The 17,948-nt window shown below is 67.0% G+C and carries 18 protein-coding genes and 1 pseudogene; 6 read left to right on the top strand and 13 right to left on the bottom strand.

Translation table 11 applies throughout. From position 1 onward, the window contains the following. Nucleotides 1–12: 12 nt before the first annotated feature. The 3 genes and pseudogenes from U4Y90_RS22195 to U4Y90_RS22185 form a co-directional block, all read right to left on the bottom strand. A pseudogene (locus U4Y90_RS22195) lies at nucleotides 13–330 on the bottom strand (dihydroxy-acid dehydratase); the annotation flags it as partial. 103 nt (nucleotides 331–433) lie between these two features. Continuing rightward, a complete protein-coding gene (locus U4Y90_RS22190; protein ID WP_321797755.1) occupies nucleotides 434–1,264 on the bottom strand; it encodes a siderophore-interacting protein in 831 nt (276 codons plus the stop codon). Nucleotides 1,265–1,279: 15 nt separating this feature from the next. Then, a complete protein-coding gene (locus tag U4Y90_RS22185) occupies nucleotides 1,280–2,017 on the bottom strand; it encodes a PadR family transcriptional regulator (RefSeq protein WP_321797753.1) in 738 nt (245 codons plus the stop codon). A 155-nt stretch (nucleotides 2,018–2,172) separates the two neighbouring features. Between U4Y90_RS22185 and U4Y90_RS22180 the strand changes: the two genes are divergently transcribed. The 3 genes from U4Y90_RS22180 to U4Y90_RS22170 all read left to right on the top strand — a co-directional run bounded on the left by U4Y90_RS22180 (nucleotide 2,173) and on the right by U4Y90_RS22170 (nucleotide 4,625). Then, a complete protein-coding gene (locus tag U4Y90_RS22180) occupies nucleotides 2,173–2,754 on the top strand; it encodes a flavin reductase family protein (protein WP_321797751.1) in 582 nt (193 codons plus the stop codon). Nucleotides 2,755–2,995: 241 nt separating this feature from the next. Beyond that, the gene (locus U4Y90_RS22175) at nucleotides 2,996–3,691 is read left to right on the top strand and encodes a hypothetical protein (RefSeq protein WP_321797749.1); all 696 of its coding nucleotides are present in this window, start codon (nucleotides 2,996–2,998) and stop codon (nucleotides 3,689–3,691) included. Nucleotides 3,692–3,848: 157 nt separating this feature from the next. Further along, entirely contained in the window at nucleotides 3,849–4,625 is a 777-nt protein-coding gene (locus U4Y90_RS22170; protein ID WP_321797747.1) for a class I SAM-dependent methyltransferase, read from the top strand. Here U4Y90_RS22170 and U4Y90_RS22165 read toward each other — a convergent pair. From U4Y90_RS22165 to U4Y90_RS22120, 10 genes are all read right to left on the bottom strand, one after another. Beyond that, entirely contained in the window at nucleotides 4,598–5,065 is a 468-nt protein-coding gene (locus U4Y90_RS22165) for a hotdog family protein (protein ID WP_321797746.1), read from the bottom strand. The genes U4Y90_RS22170 and U4Y90_RS22165 overlap by 28 nt on opposite strands. Continuing rightward, complete coding sequence (locus U4Y90_RS22160; protein WP_321797745.1) at nucleotides 5,062–5,859, bottom strand: beta-ketoacyl synthase chain length factor; 798 nt, start codon at nucleotides 5,857–5,859, stop codon at nucleotides 5,062–5,064. The genes U4Y90_RS22165 and U4Y90_RS22160 overlap by 4 nt, the downstream gene beginning before the upstream one ends. Next, nucleotides 5,856–7,061: a beta-ketoacyl-[acyl-carrier-protein] synthase family protein gene (locus tag U4Y90_RS22155; RefSeq protein WP_321797744.1), complete on the bottom strand. Its 1,206-nt coding sequence runs from the start codon at nucleotides 7,059–7,061 to the stop codon at nucleotides 5,856–5,858. The genes U4Y90_RS22160 and U4Y90_RS22155 overlap by 4 nt, the downstream gene beginning before the upstream one ends. Before the next feature lie 79 nt (nucleotides 7,062–7,140). Further along, complete coding sequence (locus U4Y90_RS22150) at nucleotides 7,141–7,863, bottom strand: class I SAM-dependent methyltransferase (protein ID WP_321797743.1); 723 nt, start codon at nucleotides 7,861–7,863, stop codon at nucleotides 7,141–7,143. Nucleotides 7,864–7,894: 31 nt separating this feature from the next. Then, entirely contained in the window at nucleotides 7,895–8,707 is an 813-nt protein-coding gene (locus tag U4Y90_RS22145; RefSeq protein WP_321797741.1) for a polysaccharide deacetylase family protein, read from the bottom strand. Continuing rightward, entirely contained in the window at nucleotides 8,704–11,085 is a 2,382-nt protein-coding gene (locus U4Y90_RS22140; RefSeq protein WP_321797740.1) for an MMPL family transporter, read from the bottom strand. Before U4Y90_RS22140 ends, U4Y90_RS22145 begins: the two co-directional genes overlap by 4 nt. Nucleotides 11,086–11,092: 7 nt before the next feature. Then, a complete protein-coding gene (locus U4Y90_RS22135; protein ID WP_321797739.1) occupies nucleotides 11,093–11,677 on the bottom strand; it encodes an outer membrane lipoprotein carrier protein LolA in 585 nt (194 codons plus the stop codon). 4 nt (nucleotides 11,678–11,681) lie between these two features. Then, on the bottom strand, nucleotides 11,682–12,656 hold the full coding sequence (locus U4Y90_RS22130) for an acyl-CoA synthetase (protein WP_321797738.1): 975 nt from the start codon (nucleotides 12,654–12,656) through the stop codon (nucleotides 11,682–11,684). Nucleotides 12,657–12,688: 32 nt separating this feature from the next. Then, a complete protein-coding gene (locus U4Y90_RS22125; protein ID WP_321797825.1) occupies nucleotides 12,689–14,353 on the bottom strand; it encodes an AMP-binding protein in 1,665 nt (554 codons plus the stop codon). A 20-nt stretch (nucleotides 14,354–14,373) separates the two neighbouring features. Beyond that, nucleotides 14,374–15,027 (bottom strand): hypothetical protein, encoded by a 654-nt coding sequence (locus U4Y90_RS22120; RefSeq protein ID WP_321797736.1) that lies wholly within the window; start codon nucleotides 15,025–15,027, stop codon nucleotides 14,374–14,376. A 432-nt stretch (nucleotides 15,028–15,459) separates the two neighbouring features. Between U4Y90_RS22120 and U4Y90_RS22115 the strand changes: the two genes are divergently transcribed. From U4Y90_RS22115 to U4Y90_RS22105, 3 genes are all read left to right on the top strand, one after another. Further along, nucleotides 15,460–15,720, top strand: a complete 261-nt coding sequence (locus U4Y90_RS22115) for a phosphopantetheine-binding protein (RefSeq protein ID WP_008348277.1) — start codon at nucleotides 15,460–15,462, stop codon at nucleotides 15,718–15,720. A 156-nt stretch (nucleotides 15,721–15,876) separates the two neighbouring features. Then, entirely contained in the window at nucleotides 15,877–16,593 is a 717-nt protein-coding gene (gene fabG / locus U4Y90_RS22110) for a 3-oxoacyl-ACP reductase FabG (RefSeq protein WP_321797730.1), read from the top strand. A 22-nt stretch (nucleotides 16,594–16,615) separates the two neighbouring features. Next, a complete protein-coding gene (locus tag U4Y90_RS22105) occupies nucleotides 16,616–17,944 on the top strand; it encodes an NAD(P)/FAD-dependent oxidoreductase (RefSeq protein WP_321797729.1) in 1,329 nt (442 codons plus the stop codon). Nucleotides 17,945–17,948: the final 4 nt, after the last annotated feature.

The raw sequence follows: 17,948 nt of genomic DNA, 5'->3' as shown, positions 1-17,948 counted from the left end.
GATCGTGCGAGGTTATCGACGCGGTATTACGCCTTGCGTCTGCGTCGCGCGCAGGAAGTCGAAATCGACGCCCCTGTCCGCTTGCGTCACGGTGTCGTAAAACAGCTTGCGATAATCGCGATCCGCAACATGCGCAGCGACCGGCGAAGCCTTCGCGCGCGCGGCGAGTTCTTCGTCGCTGACGAGCAGACTGATCTCGCGCTTGGATACGCTCAGGCGAATGAGGTCACCCGTTTGAACGTGCGCGAGCGGACCGCCCACTGCGGCTTCCCGCGTCACAGGCAACGCGATGGTGCCGAACGCCGTGCCGCCCATGCGCCCGTCGGAGACCGTTGAATGGGCGTCGAATGTCTCCGTGCCCTGATTCTCGCGGCCTTGTGGCGACTTCGTTCTAGCCTTGGCAAATCGGCATCGTGAGCCGATCGACGATCAATCAGCCATCGATGGTCTCATGCACGCCTTGCTCGCCGCGCTTCCAGTACGCCGAAGCACGAATGCGTTTCTTGTCGACGCCGCGTTCGTCGCAGAGAAGCTTGCGCACCGCACGCATCAGCGTCGCTTCGCCCGCCGCCCACACGTAGCCTTCGCCCTCCGGCACATAGGTTTCGCGCAAGGCGAGCAGCAATGCGCCGCCGGGATGCTCGCTCTCATTGCGATAGCGCCATTGCGCGTACAGATCGGCGCGCGTGTCGAACTCGATGCGCGCCGAAGGATCGGCCACTTCGATCAACGTCGCGACGCGCGTGCCTTCGGGCAATTCTTCCAGACGACGCGCGATAGCGGGCAGCGCGGTTTCATCGCCGATCATCAGATGCCAGTCGAACTGCGTCGGAATCACGAACGATCCGCGCGGCCCGCCGATGCCAAGATATTGCCCCGGCGCGGCTTGCGCGGCCCAGGCGGTCGCGGGGCCGGCCTCGTGCAGCGCGAATTCGATATCGAGTTCCCGTGCTTCACGATCGAAACGGCGCGGCGTGAAATCGCGCGCGATCGGACGCGGTTTCGACGGATCGAACTCGGGACCATTGGGGCCGGCTTGCGGCAGCGCGGGCATGGTCTCGCCCGGCGACGGGAAAAACAGCTTCACGTGATCGTCGAACGATGCGCTGACGAAATCTTCGAGCGAGTCGCCCGTGAAGGTGACGCGCACGAACGTAGGATTGAGTTTCTCGACGCGCGTGACTTGCAGCAGACGAAATTTGAGCGCGTGGCGCATGCGCGTGACTTCGAGGTCGGGCCGGGATTGCAGGATCGAATCGGTCATCGTGTATGGCTCCGCTTACGCCTGCTTCGGCGCGGGGTTTTGTTCGATTTCGGCAGTCGCGCGCGCAAGTATCGCGGCGATGCGGCGCTGCTCTTCCTGCGATGCATCGGTGCGCAAGAGCAGTGCCTTCTTCAGCGCGCGACGCGCGGCGATCAACTCCGGCGCCCAGCCGTTGTCGGCAGCGGCCTCGTCGACTTCCTCGCCCATGTATGCACGGCGCACGAGATCCATCTTGCGCGCGAAGTGCGTGAGTTTCGCGAGCATGATGTCCACGCGCTCGCGGTTGGACGCGAGATAGTCGCGGCCCGCGTCGGACAACGCATAGCGCTTGCGATTGCCTTCCAGCTCGACGGTCGTATAGCCGAGCTCTTCCAGATACGTGAGCGCCGGATAAACCATGCCGGGGCTCGGCGTGTAGAAGCCGTTGGAGCGGTCTTCCAGCGCCTTGATGAGTTCATAACCGTGACGCGGCGCTTCGGCGAGCATCGCGAGCAGCAGCAGTTGCAGATCGTCGGACGAAAACTTGCGTCCGCGCGGCATGCCGTCTTCTCCGCCGAAGCCACCCATGCCGCCCATGCCGCCCATGCCGCCGGGACCGCCTTCGAAGCGGCCGCCGCCATGGCGATGTCGCCCGATCATGCCCCAGCGCTCGAAAGCGAAACGTTCAGCCCACTCGGGGGCGTCGAAAGAAGAACCAGGACCGAAGGCGCGGAAGCCGGCTTCACGCGCGCGTTGAAAGCAACGGGATTTCATGTGACCACTCCAGATATGTCGTAAAACATATCTAAAGATATATATCGTAAGAGCGTCTGTCAAGGCGGATTTTTCGGGGAACGATCATGCGGCGGCGCGCATTTTGCGCGCCGCATACAATTGCGCGAATCGTCTTTTGCATACATAAAACTCTTATGAGCCAGTTTCGTCCCGTCAAGCTGGAGCACGCCAGCCGCCTGATCAATCATGGTCCGACCGTCCTCGTCACGAGCGCGCACGGCGGTCGCCGCAACGTGATGGCCGCCGCATGGTCGATGCCGGTCGAGTTCACGCCGCCGCGCATCGCTGTCGTAATTGACAAGAGCACTTACACGCGCGAACTGGCCGCCGCGAGCGGTGCCTTCGGCATCATCGTGCCGGGCGCGGCGATGATCGATCTCACCTACGCAGTCGGCACGTCGAGCGGGCGCGAGATCGACAAGTTCGAGGCGTTCGGCATCGATACGGTGCAGGGGCCGGCGCTCGGCCTGCCGCTCATCGAGACGAACTGCGCAGCGTGGCTCGAGTGCAAGCTCATCGACGAGAAGCACACCGAAGACGCCTACGACACCTGTTTCGCCGAAGTCGTCGCGGCCGCCGCCGATGCGCGCGTGTTCATCGACGGCCACTGGACCATCGACGAATCGAATCAGCCGCTGCACACGATCCACCATCTGGGCGCGGGCAAGTTCGTGCGCGCATCGTCGATGGAGCAGGCGAAGCCGCTCACGCGCTGATGCCGCTGGAATTTCTCCGCTAGCCCGCACCGAAGGGCTAAAGAATCCCCGCTTCCCCGTCGATAAGGAGACGTCGACCGCGAAAGACCGAAAGGCTATTCGCGGCGGCGCTTTGAGCTTGCGATCCGTCATTCGAATTCGGACGCTGGCGACAGACGGGCGAGGACAGGTCTCGTAAGGTCTCGTGCAGTGCGAGACCGTCGTGAAGGCCGCTCGCACCGTCAGGGGAAAGGGGTGCGGTATGAAACAGCGTTTTTCGGTTATGCGGTTCCTGGTCCATCTCGTCGGCTTCACGAGTCTGCTGATGCTGAGGCTCGTCGTCTCGCCGGACGGGCGGGGCGGCATCATCGCCTTCATCGCGAGCGTGGCGGCGATCGCGGCGGGATACATGGTGTACTACGCGTCGTCGGAAGGTTATCTGCGCAATCTGGTGAGCGGTGTCGTCGTGTATCTCGCGCTCGCCGCTATCGTGGCAGCATGTCCGCCATTCGTGCTCTTGCTCGCCTTCTGGTCGCTCACGGGTCTGCTGCGGCAGCGGCGCACGCTGCTCCTTCATGCGATGTCGAGCATCGCGCTCTTCGTCCTGATCTTTCCGATGCCGTTCGCGCAACGTCTCGGCATGCCCGAGCTGGCCGGCGCGCCCGCGGGCATCGCCTATATGGGATTCGCGCTCGCGTGGTCCGCATGGGCTTCGCGAAGTCCGTTGAAGCTCGGCCTCTTCAAATTCGCGACGATGCTGCTCGCGGTGCCTCTGATCGCGTCGTTCGTTGCGCTGGTCGGTGGCGGCATGTTCAGCCGACCGGAGCGTCGTGTGCGCAACTCCATGATGCGCGCGCGCAAGGCGTTGACGCTGGCGTTGCCTGCGCCTGACGTGACGGTGCCGAGGACCATTGTCGCGGGGCGGTCGGCGGAGGTGCTGGCGGCGATCCCCGAGTAGCGAAGTTTCCGCTGCAGAATGAACGGCCTTCGAATTATGGTATTAAGCACGTTGCATCCAAAATTCAAAACCGTTCCGTGCATTTCTGCATCGCATCCGCCGCGGTAGAGGCGATCGACCGACGATCCGCGGCTCAGCGATAAAGACTGGAGACTGCATGACTTTTCCCCGGCGCGACCCGACCAGCCCGATCGACACGAAAGCCCCGCACGAGCCGCTCACTTCCTACTACGCCGACGAATCGAAGCGGCGTCTCTGGCTGCGCGGGATCTTCGACCGCACCGCGTCCGATTACGACGCCATCGAACGCGCGATGGCTTTCGGCTCCGGCCCGTGGTATCGCAATCGCGCGCTGCGATCGGCGGGCCTCGCGCGCGGCATGCGCGTGCTCGATGTCGGCATGGGAACGGGACTCGTCACGAAGGAAGCCGTCGCGATCACCGGCGATCCGGCGCTCGTGACGGGCGTGGATCCGAGTCTGGGCATGGTCGGCGAAGCGCATCTGCCGGTCGGCGTGAAGACGTGCATCGGCACCGCGGAGGATCTGCCGTGCGACAGCGCCGCGTACGATTTTCTGAGCATGGGTTTCGCGCTGCGCCACGTGAGCGATCTCGCGAAAGCGTTCGACGAGTATTTCCGCGTGCTCGCGCCAGGCGGCCGGCTATGCGTGCTGGAAATCACGCGTCCCGCACACGGCGCGGGCGTCGCGGCGTTGAAGTTCTATATGCGCGCCGTCGTGCCGATAATCGCGCGCATCGTCGGGAAGAAAGGGGAAAGCGTCGAGCTGATGCGCTACTACTGGGACACGATCGAGGCCTGCGTGCCGCCCGCCACCGTGATCGCCGCCATCGAGCGTGCCGGTTTCGAGAACGTGCGCCGCGATGTCGAACTCGGCATCTTTTCGGCTTATTGCGCGATTAAGCCGGTGGTCTGAGCCGCATCGAGAATCACGGCGGCGCGGCCGCTCAGCAGCAAACGGCCCGCGCAGTGGACGGTGAAGCGATAGAGCACCGTGTTCGCATCGCCTCCGATGCGCCCGGCTTCGATATCGAGCGGGCCGTCGAGCGTGTCGAGCCGCTCGACATGTGTTTGCACGCCGCGCACGCTCGTCAGCATGCCCACACGCGGGCGCTCGTCCCGCTCGCCGACGAGCGCGCCATGAACGGCCATCGCCTGCGCCGCGTATTCGATGCCGCACACCGACGCGAGGCGGTCTTTCGCGCGCAGCGGGTTATCGGCGCGAAGATGGCTCGTCGCCGTGCAGCGGATCTGCTCCGCATCCCACGCGACGACGGCATCCAGCAGGCACATCGAGCCGCCATGCGGAATGCGCGCGGCGATCCAGTCGCGATCGAGAACGTGCGCGCCGGTCATGACGGATCGATGTCCACGGCAAGGCGAGTGCCGTCGATATAGTCGAGCACGACATGCGATGCCGCGCCGCGCGTCAGCGCTTCGAGCAACGGCAACGCGCGCGCCGCGGGGTTCGACAGACGCAGCGCCTCGAAATCGGCATCGGCGAAGATGGATGCGCTGGCATCCGAAAGACGCGCTTCGATACGCGCGAGCGTGTGCTCGCTCCGCTGCGGCGCGAGCACGAGCGCGACGCCGAATGCATCGGCGATCGGGCGCACGTGGCGCAGCGGCTCGGGATAGTCCGTGTCGTAGGCGACGAGCAGCGTCGCGGCGCCATCGACGCTCACTTGCGCGAGGCTCTCCAGCAAGCCCGCCGCGAAGCTGCCGTCATACGCGCACAGCACGTTCGATGCGGCCATCGCGCGCGTCGCGATGCTCCAGTAGCCCGCGGGCGCGTTGTGGACGGAGTTGTGAAAGCGCGTCGGCGAGAGTTGCGGTTCGTCGCTCGCGAGGGTTTCGCAGATCGCGTGGAAATTCCCGCCATCGCCGCCCGATGCCGCGAACACGGCCGCGAGCGTCGCGGCATCGCGGCCGCTCTGCGCCACCGCTTCGTGCGCGGCCGCGAGCGCCGCGCGCACGACCGGCCCGGTGCGGCGGCGCTCGGCGGAGGGCAGGCTCGCGGGCGCGGTCAACACCGTCTTCGCCGCTTCGCGCGCGGCGCGGTGCGCGAGCACGTCGGCGGCATGAGGCCAGTCGGGGAGGCCCGGCCCGATCACGCCGACGCCTTCGATATATGCGCGCAATGGAGTCATGCCGATTTCGCCCCTTTGCGCCCGAACACGAGACTGCAGTTGGTCCCGCCGAAGCCGAACGAATTGGACAGCACCGCGCGCAACGGCGCGGCACGCGTCGTCAGCACATAGTCGAGGCCGAGCGCCGGGTCCGGCTCGCTCGTATTGACGCCTGCGGGAATCATCTGGTGCGTGAGCGCGAGCGCGGCGATCACCGCTTCGAGCGCGCCGGCCGCGCCGAGCGTATGGCCCGTCGCGCCCTTGGTCGAACTGCACGGGACGCGGTCGAACAGGCTCGTGAGCGCGCGGCTTTCGGCGGCGTCGTTGCTGGGCGTCGCGGTGCCGTGCAGATTCACGTAGCCGATATCGCCCGCATCGAGGCCGGCGCTTGCGAGCGCCTGTTCCATCGCCATGCGCGCGCCGAGTCCTTCCGGATGCGGCGACGACATGTGATACGCATCGCTCGATTCGCCGATGCCGAGCAGGCGGATCGCGTCGTCATCGGCGTCATATGCGGAGTCGCGTTCGAGCAGCCCGAACGCCGCCGCTTCGCCGATGGAAATGCCGTCGCGCTTCACATCGAACGGCTTGCATGGGCCCGGCGCGAGCAGTTCCAGCGAATTGAAGCCGTAGAGCGTCGTGAGGCAGAGCGTATCGACGCCGCCGACGACGGCCGCATCGATCACGCCTGTTTCGAGCATGCGCCGCGCCGAGCCGAATACCTTCGCGCCCGACGAGCACGCCGACGACACCGACACCGCCGGCCCGCGCAAGCCGAAATACGCGCGCACGAAAGCGGCGAGCGAATAGGGATTGTGCGTGGTCGCGTAGTTGAAGTCGGCGGGCAGCGCGCCGGTCTGCGCATCGCGGCGTTGATAGGCGAGCTCGGTCTCGAGAATCCCCGCGGTGCTCGTGCCCATGAACACGCCGACGCGCTGTCCGCCGTGCCGCGCGATCGCTTCGCGGACGCGTTCCTCGAAGCCGTCCTGGATCAGCGCGAGTTGCGCGAGGCGGTTGTTCCGGCAGTCGAATTCGGCGAGATCCGCGCGGACCGGCGCGTCCTCGACGCCCGCGACGCGCCCAGTGTAAGTGCCAAGCGCGGCGCCTTCGAAGTCGCACGGCGCGAGACCGCTGCGCCCGTCCGAGAGCGCGGCGAGCGTCGCGTCGAGACCGCGGCCCGCGCAACTCGTCGCGGTGAAATGCGTAAGCAGAAGAGGATTCACTACGGGCTCGTTTCCCAAAGTCCGATGGCGTTCGAAACGTTGAATTGTAACAAACGGGGCCTTTCAGCCCGCGCGCGTCTCAGCCGGCGGGCCGCGCAATCAGCAGACGATTGGCGTGGTGCGTGCCGTGGCCCATCGGACGAATCGTCACTTGAAAGCGCAGATCGCCGAGCAGCGTGAGCCACTGCGCCTCGCTGCGGACCGTCAGGCCGCTCGTGCGTCCCGAACGGGCGACCTGCACGCCGAAATCGACGGCGCGGTCGAGGCTCGCGCGCCAGCCCGCGGCGGCATCGCTGATGCGCAGCAGGAGCACGCCGCCCGCGTCGAGGCACGCGTGCACGCGGCGGAGAATCGATTCCTGCGCGTTCGCATCGACGTAATGGAGCACATCGCACGCGATGACGACATCCGCCTGCGGAAAGGGCGCGACGCGAATGTCGCCGCAAACGAAACGGACACACGACTCATGCGCCTGCAACGCGATGCGCGCCCGGTCGACATCGCGCGGCGTCAGATCGATGCCGTGAATCGAACGCGGCATGGGCGGCGCGGGCCAGCGCGCGGGCCATGCGCGGCCGGCGTCGTGGCGATGCCACGCGTGCGCGCCGACGAGCCAGGCGGCGAGCAGACCCTGACCGCAGCCGAGATCGAGGATACGCGCGCCGTCGGGAATCAGCTCGTGTGCGAGAAGGTGCGCGAAGAACGGATCGAGGCGCAGCTTGGCCGACGCGAAGTGCCACGCGAACCGGCCCGCGGCGCGGTACGGCCGGCTGGCGGTTTCGATGAGCGCGTTCGGCACCATGCGGGCAGGGTTGAGCGGAGGCTCGTGCAGTCTAGCCGACGATCGCGTCGCGCAGCGTCACCGTCTCGAAGCCGCGATGCGCCGCTGCGCGCAATACCGTATCGAGCGCGGCCAGCACGACGGGCGCGCCGTTCGCCTCCCGCGCGGCGTGGCCATCGTGGACGAGGAGAATGTCGCGCGCCGCGAATCCGGTAAGCAAGCGCCGCGCGACGAGCGGCGCATCGCCCGTGCGCGTATCGAAGCCGCGCCGCGTCCAGCTCGCGAGATGCAGCCCCAGAGCGCACAGCACCGGTTCGAGAAACGGATTGCGCAATCCCGCCGGCGCGCGAAAGAAGAGCGGCCGCGCGCCCGCGATTTCGCCGAGCGTCGCTTGCGCGGCGTCGATTTCGCGTCGCAACGCGCCCGGTCCCATCAACGAAAAATGATGCCGATGCCGCTGGCTGTGATTTTCCACCGCATGCCCGCGCGCGACGATGGCCTCGACGATGCGCGGATGGGCCCGCGCCCGTTCGCCGATGCAGAAGAACGTCGCCCGCGCGCGGTGCTCGTCGAGCAGATCGAGCACGCGCGGCGTGACATCGGGATCGGGGCCGTCGTCGATCGTGATCGCGATGCGCGCGCCCGCCGATTCCGGCAGCCTCGTCCAGTTGTGGCCGAGCAGCGCGCTCTTCGGCCAGAGCCCGGCCGCCGTCAGCGCGAGGTGCGACGCGATCACGCCGCCCGCCGCCCACGGCCACGTCGCGGGCGCGACGAGCAGGGACGCGAGCGCGCCCGCATGCACGGCCGCCGCGCCGCCGATCAAGGGCGTCGGCGTCCAGCGGCGCGGCTCGCCGGGCGCTTTCATCGTGAAAAAGCCGAACGCGGCGCGAGGATCGCCGAGAACAGCAGCGCCAGAATCGCGCCGGGGCCGACCGTCAGCCCGAAGGTCTTGAGCATCGGCACGCTGGACAGCGCGAGCAGCCCGAAGCCGAGCACGGTCGCGAGATTCGCGATCACGAGCGACACGAGCGTCTGCGGCGAGATCGCGTGGTCCGGGGCGTGCGCGCGATAGTTGAAGAAGAGCGCGTAGTTCGACCCGACCGCGACGATCAGCAGCATGCCGATCAGATGCAGGATCGTCAGCGACTTGCCCGCGATCGCCAGCCCCGCGATCACGACGATCACCGCCGCGACGAGCGGCGCGAGCGTGCGCGCCGCGCGCACCGGCGAGCGCAACGCGAGCACGAGCAGCACGACGATCGCGGCGAATCCGCCGAGCGACAGGTGGATGTCCTCGCGCACATAGTTCTGGTACAGGTGATCGGCTTCGGCTTTCATGTCGACGAAAAGCGCGTCCGGCACGCGCGATGCCGCCACCGCCGCGCGGATCTTCTGCGCCTGCACGTCCGAGCCTTGTTCCGCGCGCAGCGGCAGCATCGCGGTCCAGCGGCCGTCGCGCTCGGTGAGGAGCGAATCGACGGCGAGCGCCATCGACGTGCCTTGCAGATCGGCGCGGCGCAGGAGCGGCTGCGCGCGCGCGGCCTCGACATCGGCAATGAAGGGCTCGAAAACCTCGGGCTTCACGCTGATGGTCTGATCGCGCAGCGCGAGCGCGAGCCGCGCGCGCAACGCATCGGCGGCGGGCAGGCTCGCAATGCGCGCGCGCTGCGCGGCATCGCTCGGCAGATAGCGCGCCGGACTTTCGTAGCCGGCGATGACGTGTGCATCGACGAGCGGTTGCAACTGCTGCCCGATGGCCTCCGCGCGTTCGAGCGCGGCTTGCTCGTTCGCCGCCGACACGACGACGAGATAGCGCACGTCCGGCGCGCCGACATCCGCGCGCAGGCGTTCATCGAGATCCTGACTCGCTTGGGGAACCGGGCTGAGCGCGGACAACTCCTGACTCCACAATCCGTGACGCTGCATCAGCAGCGCCGCGACCGCGGCGAAGAGCAGCACCACGAGCGCCACGCGCAGGCGCGACGCCTGCGCGGCGAATCGCGCGAGCAGATGGCCGAGGCGCGAGACGTCGCGGATCGCGAAGCCGGACGGCAACAGATGCGGCAACACGAAACGCGTGACGATGCCCGCCGTCGACAAGCCGACGATCGAATACAGCCCGAGCTGCACGAGGCCCGGAAAGCCGGAGAAGAGCATCGATGCGAAGCCGCAGATCGACGTCAGCACGCCGAGACGGATCGTCGGCCAGAAGCCCGCGACCCAGTCCTTCAGCGATTCGCGCCGCCCGCCCGATGTCCTGCCCGCCGATTGCACGAAGAGATAGATCGAATAATCGACGGCCTCGCCGATCAAGGTCGTGCCGAAGCCGAGGGTGAGCCCGTGCACGGTGCCGAACACGAGGCTCACGGCGGCGACGCCCGCCGCGACGCCCGACAGCACGGGCATCAGGCCGAGCAGCAAGGTCGGCACCGAGCGATACACGGCGAGCAACAGCACGACGATCAGCACGATGCTTGCCGCCGACAGCCAGCGCACGTCGTGCATGATCGTGTCGCGCGTCTCGACCGCGAACACGCCGGGGCCCGTCATCAGCAGGCGATAGGGCGTCGCGCCCGGCGCAGCCTGCTGAAACGCGGCGCGGATCGCGGCCATCGCGCTCGCTTGCGCGTCGGTGTCGGAACCGGCGCTCGCGGTCTGCGCGAGCAACACGGCGCGCTTGCCGTCGCGCGAGCTCCACACGCCTTCCTGCATCGCGGGTTGCGCGCCGCTGTCGAGCTGGCTGACGAGCGCCGCGACTTCGCCGGTCGGGTCGTGCGGCAAAAGGTCCTTCGTGATCATGCCGGCGGACGACGACAGCAGATCGAGGCTGTCGGCGAGCGCGTCTTTCAGGCCGGATTCGGCGAAGCGCTCCGGCGTCACCGCGGAACTCAATCGATAGCGATGCTCGAACACGAAACGCTCGTCGCGCGCCGCGCCGAGTGCCTCGCCGTTGTTGATCGCCGAAAAGCGCTGGTCTTCGCGCAGCCGCGCCGCGATCTTGCGCGAGACGTCGGCGCGCCCGTTCGCGTCGCCGCCTTCGATGCCGACGAGAATCAGCCGCGATACGAGCCCGTCGCGCAACTGCTCGACGAGCACGCGCTGCTGCTCGCTCGGCGAGCGCGGCAGGAACGCGGAGAGATCGGCGGTGAAGCTCGCGCGCGCGATGATCGCCGCGCACACCGCGAGACAGCACAGCCAAGCGATGACCGCGGGCTGACGCAAAGACCCCGACAACGCGCGCATGCCGTGTTCAGTGCGCCGACGCGTCTTGCAGGCGCATCAGCGAGCGGTCGCCGTCGGCCTGTCTGATCTCGACGCGCGCGAGCGCGGCGCCCGTGCCCGCGAGCGTGATCGAGCTGATTTTCTGCTTCATGCGCGAATCGACGGGCACGAGCGTCATCGTCCAGTCGTCGCCCTGGCCCGCGATCGACACCTTGTACGCGTTTTCCAGCACGAAGCGATTGCCCGCGAGCGTCGCGCGAATGCTTTCGATGAACGCGCCCAGCTCCGGATAGTTGCGCAACGGAATCGTCATCTTGCGGCCATTTCGATCGACGGTGAGCATGTCGCCATCGACGACGAGATTCTCCGGCTTCGGGCTGACCGTGTGCTTTTCCAGATGATCGGGCGCGACGAACACCAGTTCGCCCGACGATTCGAGCGGTTGCTCCGCGATCTTCAGATAGCGCGTCTCGGTGAAGTGCGCGCGGCCGGACTTCTTCGCGCCCAGCGTGTTCATCAGGCGATCGAGCGTCCAGGGCGCGTCGGCGGCGACGCTGATCGTCGATGCAGCCGACAGCACGGCGGCCGTCAAAACAACAGCGAAAACTCGCATAAGCTCAGGAATCCCTCGTCGCTTCCCGCAGGCGCGCGGCACTCGCTTGCGCGGGTTCCCGCGCGGCGTTCGCCTGCCAGAAGTCGAAATAATTGAACCAGTTGTACGGCGCCGCGCGGCAATACTTTTCGAGCAGCGCGACATAGCGGGTGAGCGCGGCGTCGACGGCGGCGGCGCGCTCGCCGCGCCCGACGTTCGAGAAATCGGCGAGCGTTTCGAAGTGGATATCGTAGCGGTTGCCGCCGAGATACAGCCCCGTCATGAAGACCACCGGACGGCGCAGCACCGCCGCCATATGCAGCGGCCCGAGCGGAAACGCGGCGGGCGCGCCGAGGAATTCGCGCTCCCCGAGCGCGTCGCCGGCCTGGCGCAGCGTGCGGTCCGCGAGTATGCCGACGAGACTGCCCGCGTCGAGCCGCTCGCGCACCTTGAGCATCGCATCGACCTTGCCGAGGCCGATCACGTCGTGATGCGCGGCCGGATTCACCGCGGCCAGAATCGCGTTGATCTTGCGCGCGTTCTCTTCGTACATCGTGATCGCGATGCGGATATGCGGCTGCGCCCGGCCGATCGCGCGCACCACTTCGAAGCTGCCGAGATGCGCGCCCATCAGGAATGCGCCACGGCCGTCGGCGAGCGCGGCTTCGACATCGTCGACGCCGTGCGTGCGGATATCGAACAAATCGAAGCGCTCGTTGAGCAGATAGATGCGGTCATGGATCGTCGACGCGAACGAGAACACGTGCCGATAACCGTCGCGCCAGCCCGCGTGCCGTCCGAGCGCGCGATTCAGAAAGCCGCGCGACGCACGCCGCGCGCGCGGCGCGAAGACGACGAAATACGCGGTGATGATCCGCAGCAACACGCGCCCGATGCGCCGCCCGAAGCGCAGCGATACCCACGTCATGAAGCGCAGCAACGCGAGGTTGCTGCGTTCCTGGCGGTCGGCCCAGTCGTCGCGGTTGCGTGGCTTGTTCACGAGGCGTGCATGTCCGTGGCGGTCGTCATCGATCACGCGGACGGCGCCGCGAGCGCGCCGCTCGCCACCGCGCGTGCGCCCGCCCGAATCGTGAAGCGGATCGCGCCGCTCGCCGCGGTTTCATAGGCGATGTCGAGCGTTTCGCCCGGTTGCGCCGGGCTCAGGAATTTCGCGGATTCGATCCTGCGCGCGTCGAGGCGCTTGCCGAGCGCGGCGCCGATCGCATCGAGCGCATGATCCAGCAGCACGACGCCCGGCACGATCGGACGGCCGGGAAAATGCCCGGCGAGCGCGGGATGTTCGGGCGGCACGGTGAACGTCAGCGCCGCGCGACGATCGCGTTCCTGCTCAATCAACTGCCTGAGCACGTCGCGCGGCAGCTTGCCGGTGGCGTTGCGCGGCAGCGTGTCGACGAACAGCAGCGGACGCGGCATGAACGCGGCGTCGATGCGCTCGCGCAACGCGCGTTGCAGATCCGCCGCCGCGAGTCCCGGCGCGACCACGAGCGCCATCAGGCGACGCACGGCTTCGCTATCGGCGTGCGTATCGTCGGGCATGTAGAACACGCCGTCGACGACGCCCGGCACCGCGTTCAGTTGATGATTCAGATACGCGAGCGATGTGCGCTTGCCCGCGATATTGATCAGATCCGCCTTGCGCCCGTGCAGCAGAAAATGCGTCGCGTCGATGAGTTCGAGCGCGTCGCCCATCGGCACCGGCGCTTCGACGTGACCGCCCGACGCCCACATCGTCTGTTCGCCGCCGTCGCTGGCTTCGTCGGCGCGCGGCGTCAGCGCGATGTCCGGAAACAGCTCCCACGCGGCGGTGCGCGCCGTGCGGCGCGTCGCGATCTGGCCGGTCTCGGTGCTGCCGTAGATCTCCATCAGCGGCGCTTCGAGGCGCGCTTCGGCATCGAGCGCGAGCTTCTCCGAGAGCGGCGCGGTCGCCGACAGCACGAGCGACGCGCGCGGCAATGCTTCCTCGTTCGCGAAGAGCGCGCGCAGGTGGATCGGCGAACTCACGAGCACGCGCGGCTCGGGCACGGCGTCGAGTTCCGCGCGAATATCGACGGGATAGAACGGCTGGCGGTTGCTGAACGCGAGCCCGCCGATGAGCGCAAGCAGCACCGTCGATTCGAAGCCGTACATGTGCTGAGGCGGCACGGTGCCGACGAGCGTCGCGCGCGCATCGCCGAGCAGACCCAGCCGGTCGGCGGCGGCGCGCACGTTCTTGACCAGAAAGCCCCACGTCTTGCGATGCGGCACCGGCACGCCGGTCGAGCCCGACGTGAACACGTAAGCGACGACGCGCGCGCCGTCGATATGCGGAACGTTCGCTTCTCCGGATGCGCGGGCCGTTGCCGGCTGCGGATAGCGAAAGCGCGGCAGGTCGATCGCGCAATCGTCGCTGTCGTGCAGGCAGAACGCGTCGGGCGCGAACGAGGCGAGGGCGCGCACCATTTCCGGCGTATGCGTCGACGGCAGCAGGCTCGTCTTGCCCGCGACGAGCGTCGCGCACAGACTCACCGTGAACCGATAGCGGTCCGTGCAGACGTTGAACACATGGCCGCCTTCGGGCAGCGCATCGGCGAGTTGCCGGACATCGGCGAGAAACTCGCGCACGGCGACGGGCGCGCCGTCGCGCCAGGCGATCGTCTGATCCGGCGACGCGTGGAAAACGAGCGGAAAAGTCTGCATGTGCGATGAGGTTGGCGACATCACTGCGCCCCGCTGCGACGCATCTGCACCGACTGCGTGTAGGCGCGCACGGCGTCCATGATGCTCGACGGCTCCATGTCCGGCAACGCGATGCGGCGGCACGCGTACTCGGCGACGAACATCAGTCCGACGAGCGGCAGTGCAAGGTAGTTGGCGAACGTGGACCAGGTGACGATCGATGCGAACGCGAACAGCATCGTCGATACGAACGCGGTGCCGACGAAAAACAACGCCCACGCCGCCGTGACGCGCCGTGTGTAGAGAACGACGCGCGCTTCGAGCTTGCCGTGGACCATCGTCGCGAATTGCGTGCAGAGCGGCTCGCGGCCCGACCTGAGCGTGCGGCCGAACATCCACGCGAGCGCGAGATTGAAACTCGCGTGCTCGAGCCAGAGTCCCCAGCCGAAGTGCGCGGTGAGCGTCGCGCGCCCGAGCCACAACGCCGCGCACGCGAGCGCCCAGAGCGGCAGCAGCCACGCACGCACGTTCGAGCGCACGGCGGCGTTCAGCGCGACGAGCAGAAGCGGGGCGAGCACGAGCGCGAGGCCGAGCCCGTGCGCGCCCGGCGTGGACGCGGCATGATGCGCGGCGAGCTGATAAGCGACGATCGCCGCCACGACGCCCGCCGCGCGCAGAAAGCGGGCGGCGTTCATCGGCGCGCTCCCGCTGCGCGCGAAGGCAGTTCGATAGACGCTGGTCGAAGGAAAAAGGTACGCAACATGGGATGCGGCTGCGGCGTTCTTTACAGAACGCTCCGTTGGTGATCAAAAATTCGGCAGTCGCCCGCCTGACGAATATTTTCCCGCGCGGTTGCGCGCCCGGTCTGTAACCGATTGTTTGATGATCTTACATTCGTCAGACCGGCGGATTTTACCCTACCGGCGCGGGGGTCCCGCTGTGCGGGGAAATCGCTGATTTTTCTCAGAAATATCGTGGTGCGGCGTTCAATACGGCCGGTTACCTTTCCTACTAGGCGTCCCAAGGGGCTTCGTCTAGAATTTCGCCACTGCAATTATCTCGATAACAGGCAGCCGGCAGCGCGCGGAGCACACGGGGCGCGCGTTTTGCGCTGGTCTGTACACACGATGAATGAACTGGAAAGAGAGCTCGCCGAGCTGATCGTTGCCGAACTGAATCTCGAGGACGTCGATCCGAAGGCCGTTTCGGCCGATACGCGCTTGTACGAGGAAGGTTTCGGGCTCGATTCCATCGACATCCTGGAAATCGCGCTCCTGATTTCGAAGAAGTACGGTTTCGAGCTGCGCTCGGACAATCCGGACAATCAGAAGATCTTCGCGAGCCTCGGCGCGCTCGCGGCGCACGTCGCCGCGCATCGCACGCGATAACGCGCGGCGCGGCAACCTGTTCCGGCAGCCGCTGTCACGCAAGTGAAATCCGCCGCATCGAGACTGAACGACGCGCACGCTCGTGCGCTCGCCGATGCGGCCCCGCAATAAGCGAAAACGGACAGGCGCAATGCAATCGACGACGGAAGACAGGCCATGCGCGCGCTCGTGACAGGCGGCAGCGGCGCGATCGGACAGGCCATCAGCCGCGCGCTGGCGGCCGCCGGACACGAAGTCCTGATTCACGCGAACGGCGGCATCGACCGCGCTGAAAGCTGTGTGCAAGCTATCCGCGCGGCGGGCGGCGCGGCGCGCGCCGTCGGCTTCGATGTCACCGATTCCGACGCCACCGCGACCGCGCTCGCGCGCATTCTCGAAGACGGCCCGGTGCAGATTCTCGTGAACAACGCGGGCATCCACGACGACGCGCCGATGGCCGGCATGACGCGCCAGCAATGGAAACGCGTGCTCGACGTCACGCTCGACGGTTTTTTCAACGTCACGCAGCCGCTTCTGATGCCGATGATCCGCACGCGCTGGGGGCGCATCGTCAATATGTCGTCGCTGTCGGGCATGATGGGCAATCGCGGGCAGGTGAACTACGCCGCCGCGAAGGCGGGCCTGATCGGTGCGACGCGCGCGCTCGCGCAGGAGCTCGCGTCGCGCGGCATCACGGTGAATGCGGTGGCGCCCGGCGTCATCGATTCGCCGATGCTCGGCAGCGCGTTTCCGCCCGAGCGCATCAAGCAACTGGTGCCGGCGCAGCGCGCGGGCACGGCGGAGGAAGTCGCGGGCATGGTCGCGTATCTGGTGTCGGATGCGGCGGCTTACGTCACCGGACAGGTTTTGTCGATCAATGGCGGGATCGCTTGAACAGCAGGCTCGAGGAACGCAGATGAGTGAAACGACGCAAACCTGGGATGTGGTCGTGATCGGCGGCGGACCGGCCGGTTCGACCGCGGCGACGCTGCTCGCGGACCGCGGCTATCGCGTGCGCGTGCTGGAGAAGGCGCGGCATCCGCGTTTTCATATCGGCGAGTCGCTGTTGCCCGCCAATTTGCGGCTGTTCGAAAAGCTCGGCGTCGCCGACGAAGTGCGCGCCATCGGCATGGTCAAGCTCGCGGCCGAGTTCGTGTCGCCGCAGCACGACAATCGCATGCAGCGCTTTCTGTTCGCGGACGCATGGGACAAGTCGATGCCGAGCGCGTACCAGGTGCGCCGCTCCGAGCTGGACGACATCTTGTTGCGCAACGCGGCGAAACACGGCGCGCACGTGAGCGAAGGCTGCCGCGCGCGCGATGTCGCGTTCGCGGCGGACGGCGCCAGTGCGACGATCGGCGCGGAGCACGACGATGGCCGCATCGAGGAAGTGCGCGCGCGTTTTGTCGTCGATGCCTCGGGACGCGACACGCTGCTCGCGAATCACTTCAAGACGAAGCGTCGCAACGATCGGCACAACTCGTCGGCGCTCTATGCCCATTTCAGCAATGCGCGCCGCAACGAGGGCGAGAACGAAGGCAACATCACCGTGTTCTGGTTCGAGCACGGCTGGTTCTGGTTCATCCCGCTCGCGGACGGCGTAACGAGCGTCGGCGCGGTCGTGTGGCCCGCGTATCTGAAGCAGCGTCCGAAGGGCACCTCGGTCGAAGCGTTCTTTCGCGACACCATCGCGTTGTGTGGGCCGCTCGCCGAGCGCCTGAGCAATGCCGAACTCGTGAGCGAAGTCCACGCGACCGGCAATTACTCGTACACCGGCGACATGACGCACGGGCGCAACTTCCTTCTGCTCGGCGACGCGTTCGCCTTCATCGATCCGGTGTTCTCGTCCGGCGTGATGCTCGCGATGCAGAGCGCCTTCGCGGGCGCGCTGGCGATCGACGCGGCGCTTTCGAATCCCGCGAATGCGCAAGCCGCGCTCGCCCGGTTCGACCGCGACGTGCGCCACGGCCCGCGCGAGTTCTCGTGGTTCATCTACCGCATGACCTCGCCGACGATGCGCAATCTCTTCATGGGCCCGAAAAATCCGCTGCGCATGAAGGAAGCGCTGCTGTCGCTGCTCGCGGGCGATATCTTCGGCGCCACGCCGATCTGGCATTCGCTGCGCGCGTTCAAGGGCATCTACTACATTTCGGCTGCGCTCGACTGGCGCAATTCGCTGCGCGCGTATCGCCAGCGTCGCCGCAATCTGAGCGATGCGCGGCGCGCGGAGCCGTCGGCCAATTGATCGC

Source organism: Caballeronia sp. J97, assembly GCF_905220305.1.
Lineage (GTDB): Bacteria > Pseudomonadota > Gammaproteobacteria > Burkholderiales > Burkholderiaceae > Caballeronia.
Note: the sequence above shows the minus strand (reverse complement) of the source record. Positions and strands in the feature narration are given on the sequence as shown.

What these genes read in the sequence shown, in the direction of transcription:
- U4Y90_RS22140 (WP_321797740.1), bottom strand. Translation starts at nt 11,085, where the DNA reads ATGCGCGCGTTGTCGGGGTCTTTGCGTCAGCCCGCGGTCATCGCTTGG.
- U4Y90_RS22190 (WP_321797755.1), bottom strand. Translation starts at nt 1,264, where the DNA reads ATGACCGATTCGATCCTGCAATCCCGGCCCGACCTCGAAGTCACGCGC.
- U4Y90_RS22105 (WP_321797729.1), top strand. Translation starts at nt 16,616, where the DNA reads ATGAGTGAAACGACGCAAACCTGGGATGTGGTCGTGATCGGCGGCGGA.
- U4Y90_RS22170 (WP_321797747.1), top strand. Translation starts at nt 3,849, where the DNA reads ATGACTTTTCCCCGGCGCGACCCGACCAGCCCGATCGACACGAAAGCC.
- U4Y90_RS22145 (WP_321797741.1), bottom strand. Translation starts at nt 8,707, where the DNA reads ATGAAAGCGCCCGGCGAGCCGCGCCGCTGGACGCCGACGCCCTTGATC.
- U4Y90_RS22120 (WP_321797736.1), bottom strand. Translation starts at nt 15,027, where the DNA reads ATGAACGCCGCCCGCTTTCTGCGCGCGGCGGGCGTCGTGGCGGCGATC.
- fabG (WP_321797730.1), top strand. Translation starts at nt 15,877, where the DNA reads ATGCGCGCGCTCGTGACAGGCGGCAGCGGCGCGATCGGACAGGCCATC.
- U4Y90_RS22115 (WP_008348277.1), top strand. Translation starts at nt 15,460, where the DNA reads ATGAATGAACTGGAAAGAGAGCTCGCCGAGCTGATCGTTGCCGAACTG.
- U4Y90_RS22165 (WP_321797746.1), bottom strand. Translation starts at nt 5,065, where the DNA reads ATGACCGGCGCGCACGTTCTCGATCGCGACTGGATCGCCGCGCGCATT.
- U4Y90_RS22160 (WP_321797745.1), bottom strand. Translation starts at nt 5,859, where the DNA reads ATGACTCCATTGCGCGCATATATCGAAGGCGTCGGCGTGATCGGGCCG.
- U4Y90_RS22175 (WP_321797749.1), top strand. Translation starts at nt 2,996, where the DNA reads ATGAAACAGCGTTTTTCGGTTATGCGGTTCCTGGTCCATCTCGTCGGC.
- U4Y90_RS22150 (WP_321797743.1), bottom strand. Translation starts at nt 7,863, where the DNA reads ATGGTGCCGAACGCGCTCATCGAAACCGCCAGCCGGCCGTACCGCGCC.
- U4Y90_RS22180 (WP_321797751.1), top strand. Translation starts at nt 2,173, where the DNA reads ATGAGCCAGTTTCGTCCCGTCAAGCTGGAGCACGCCAGCCGCCTGATC.
- U4Y90_RS22125 (WP_321797825.1), bottom strand. Translation starts at nt 14,353, where the DNA reads ATGCAGACTTTTCCGCTCGTTTTCCACGCGTCGCCGGATCAGACGATC.
- U4Y90_RS22135 (WP_321797739.1), bottom strand. Translation starts at nt 11,677, where the DNA reads ATGCGAGTTTTCGCTGTTGTTTTGACGGCCGCCGTGCTGTCGGCTGCA.
- U4Y90_RS22185 (WP_321797753.1), bottom strand. Translation starts at nt 2,017, where the DNA reads ATGAAATCCCGTTGCTTTCAACGCGCGCGTGAAGCCGGCTTCCGCGCC.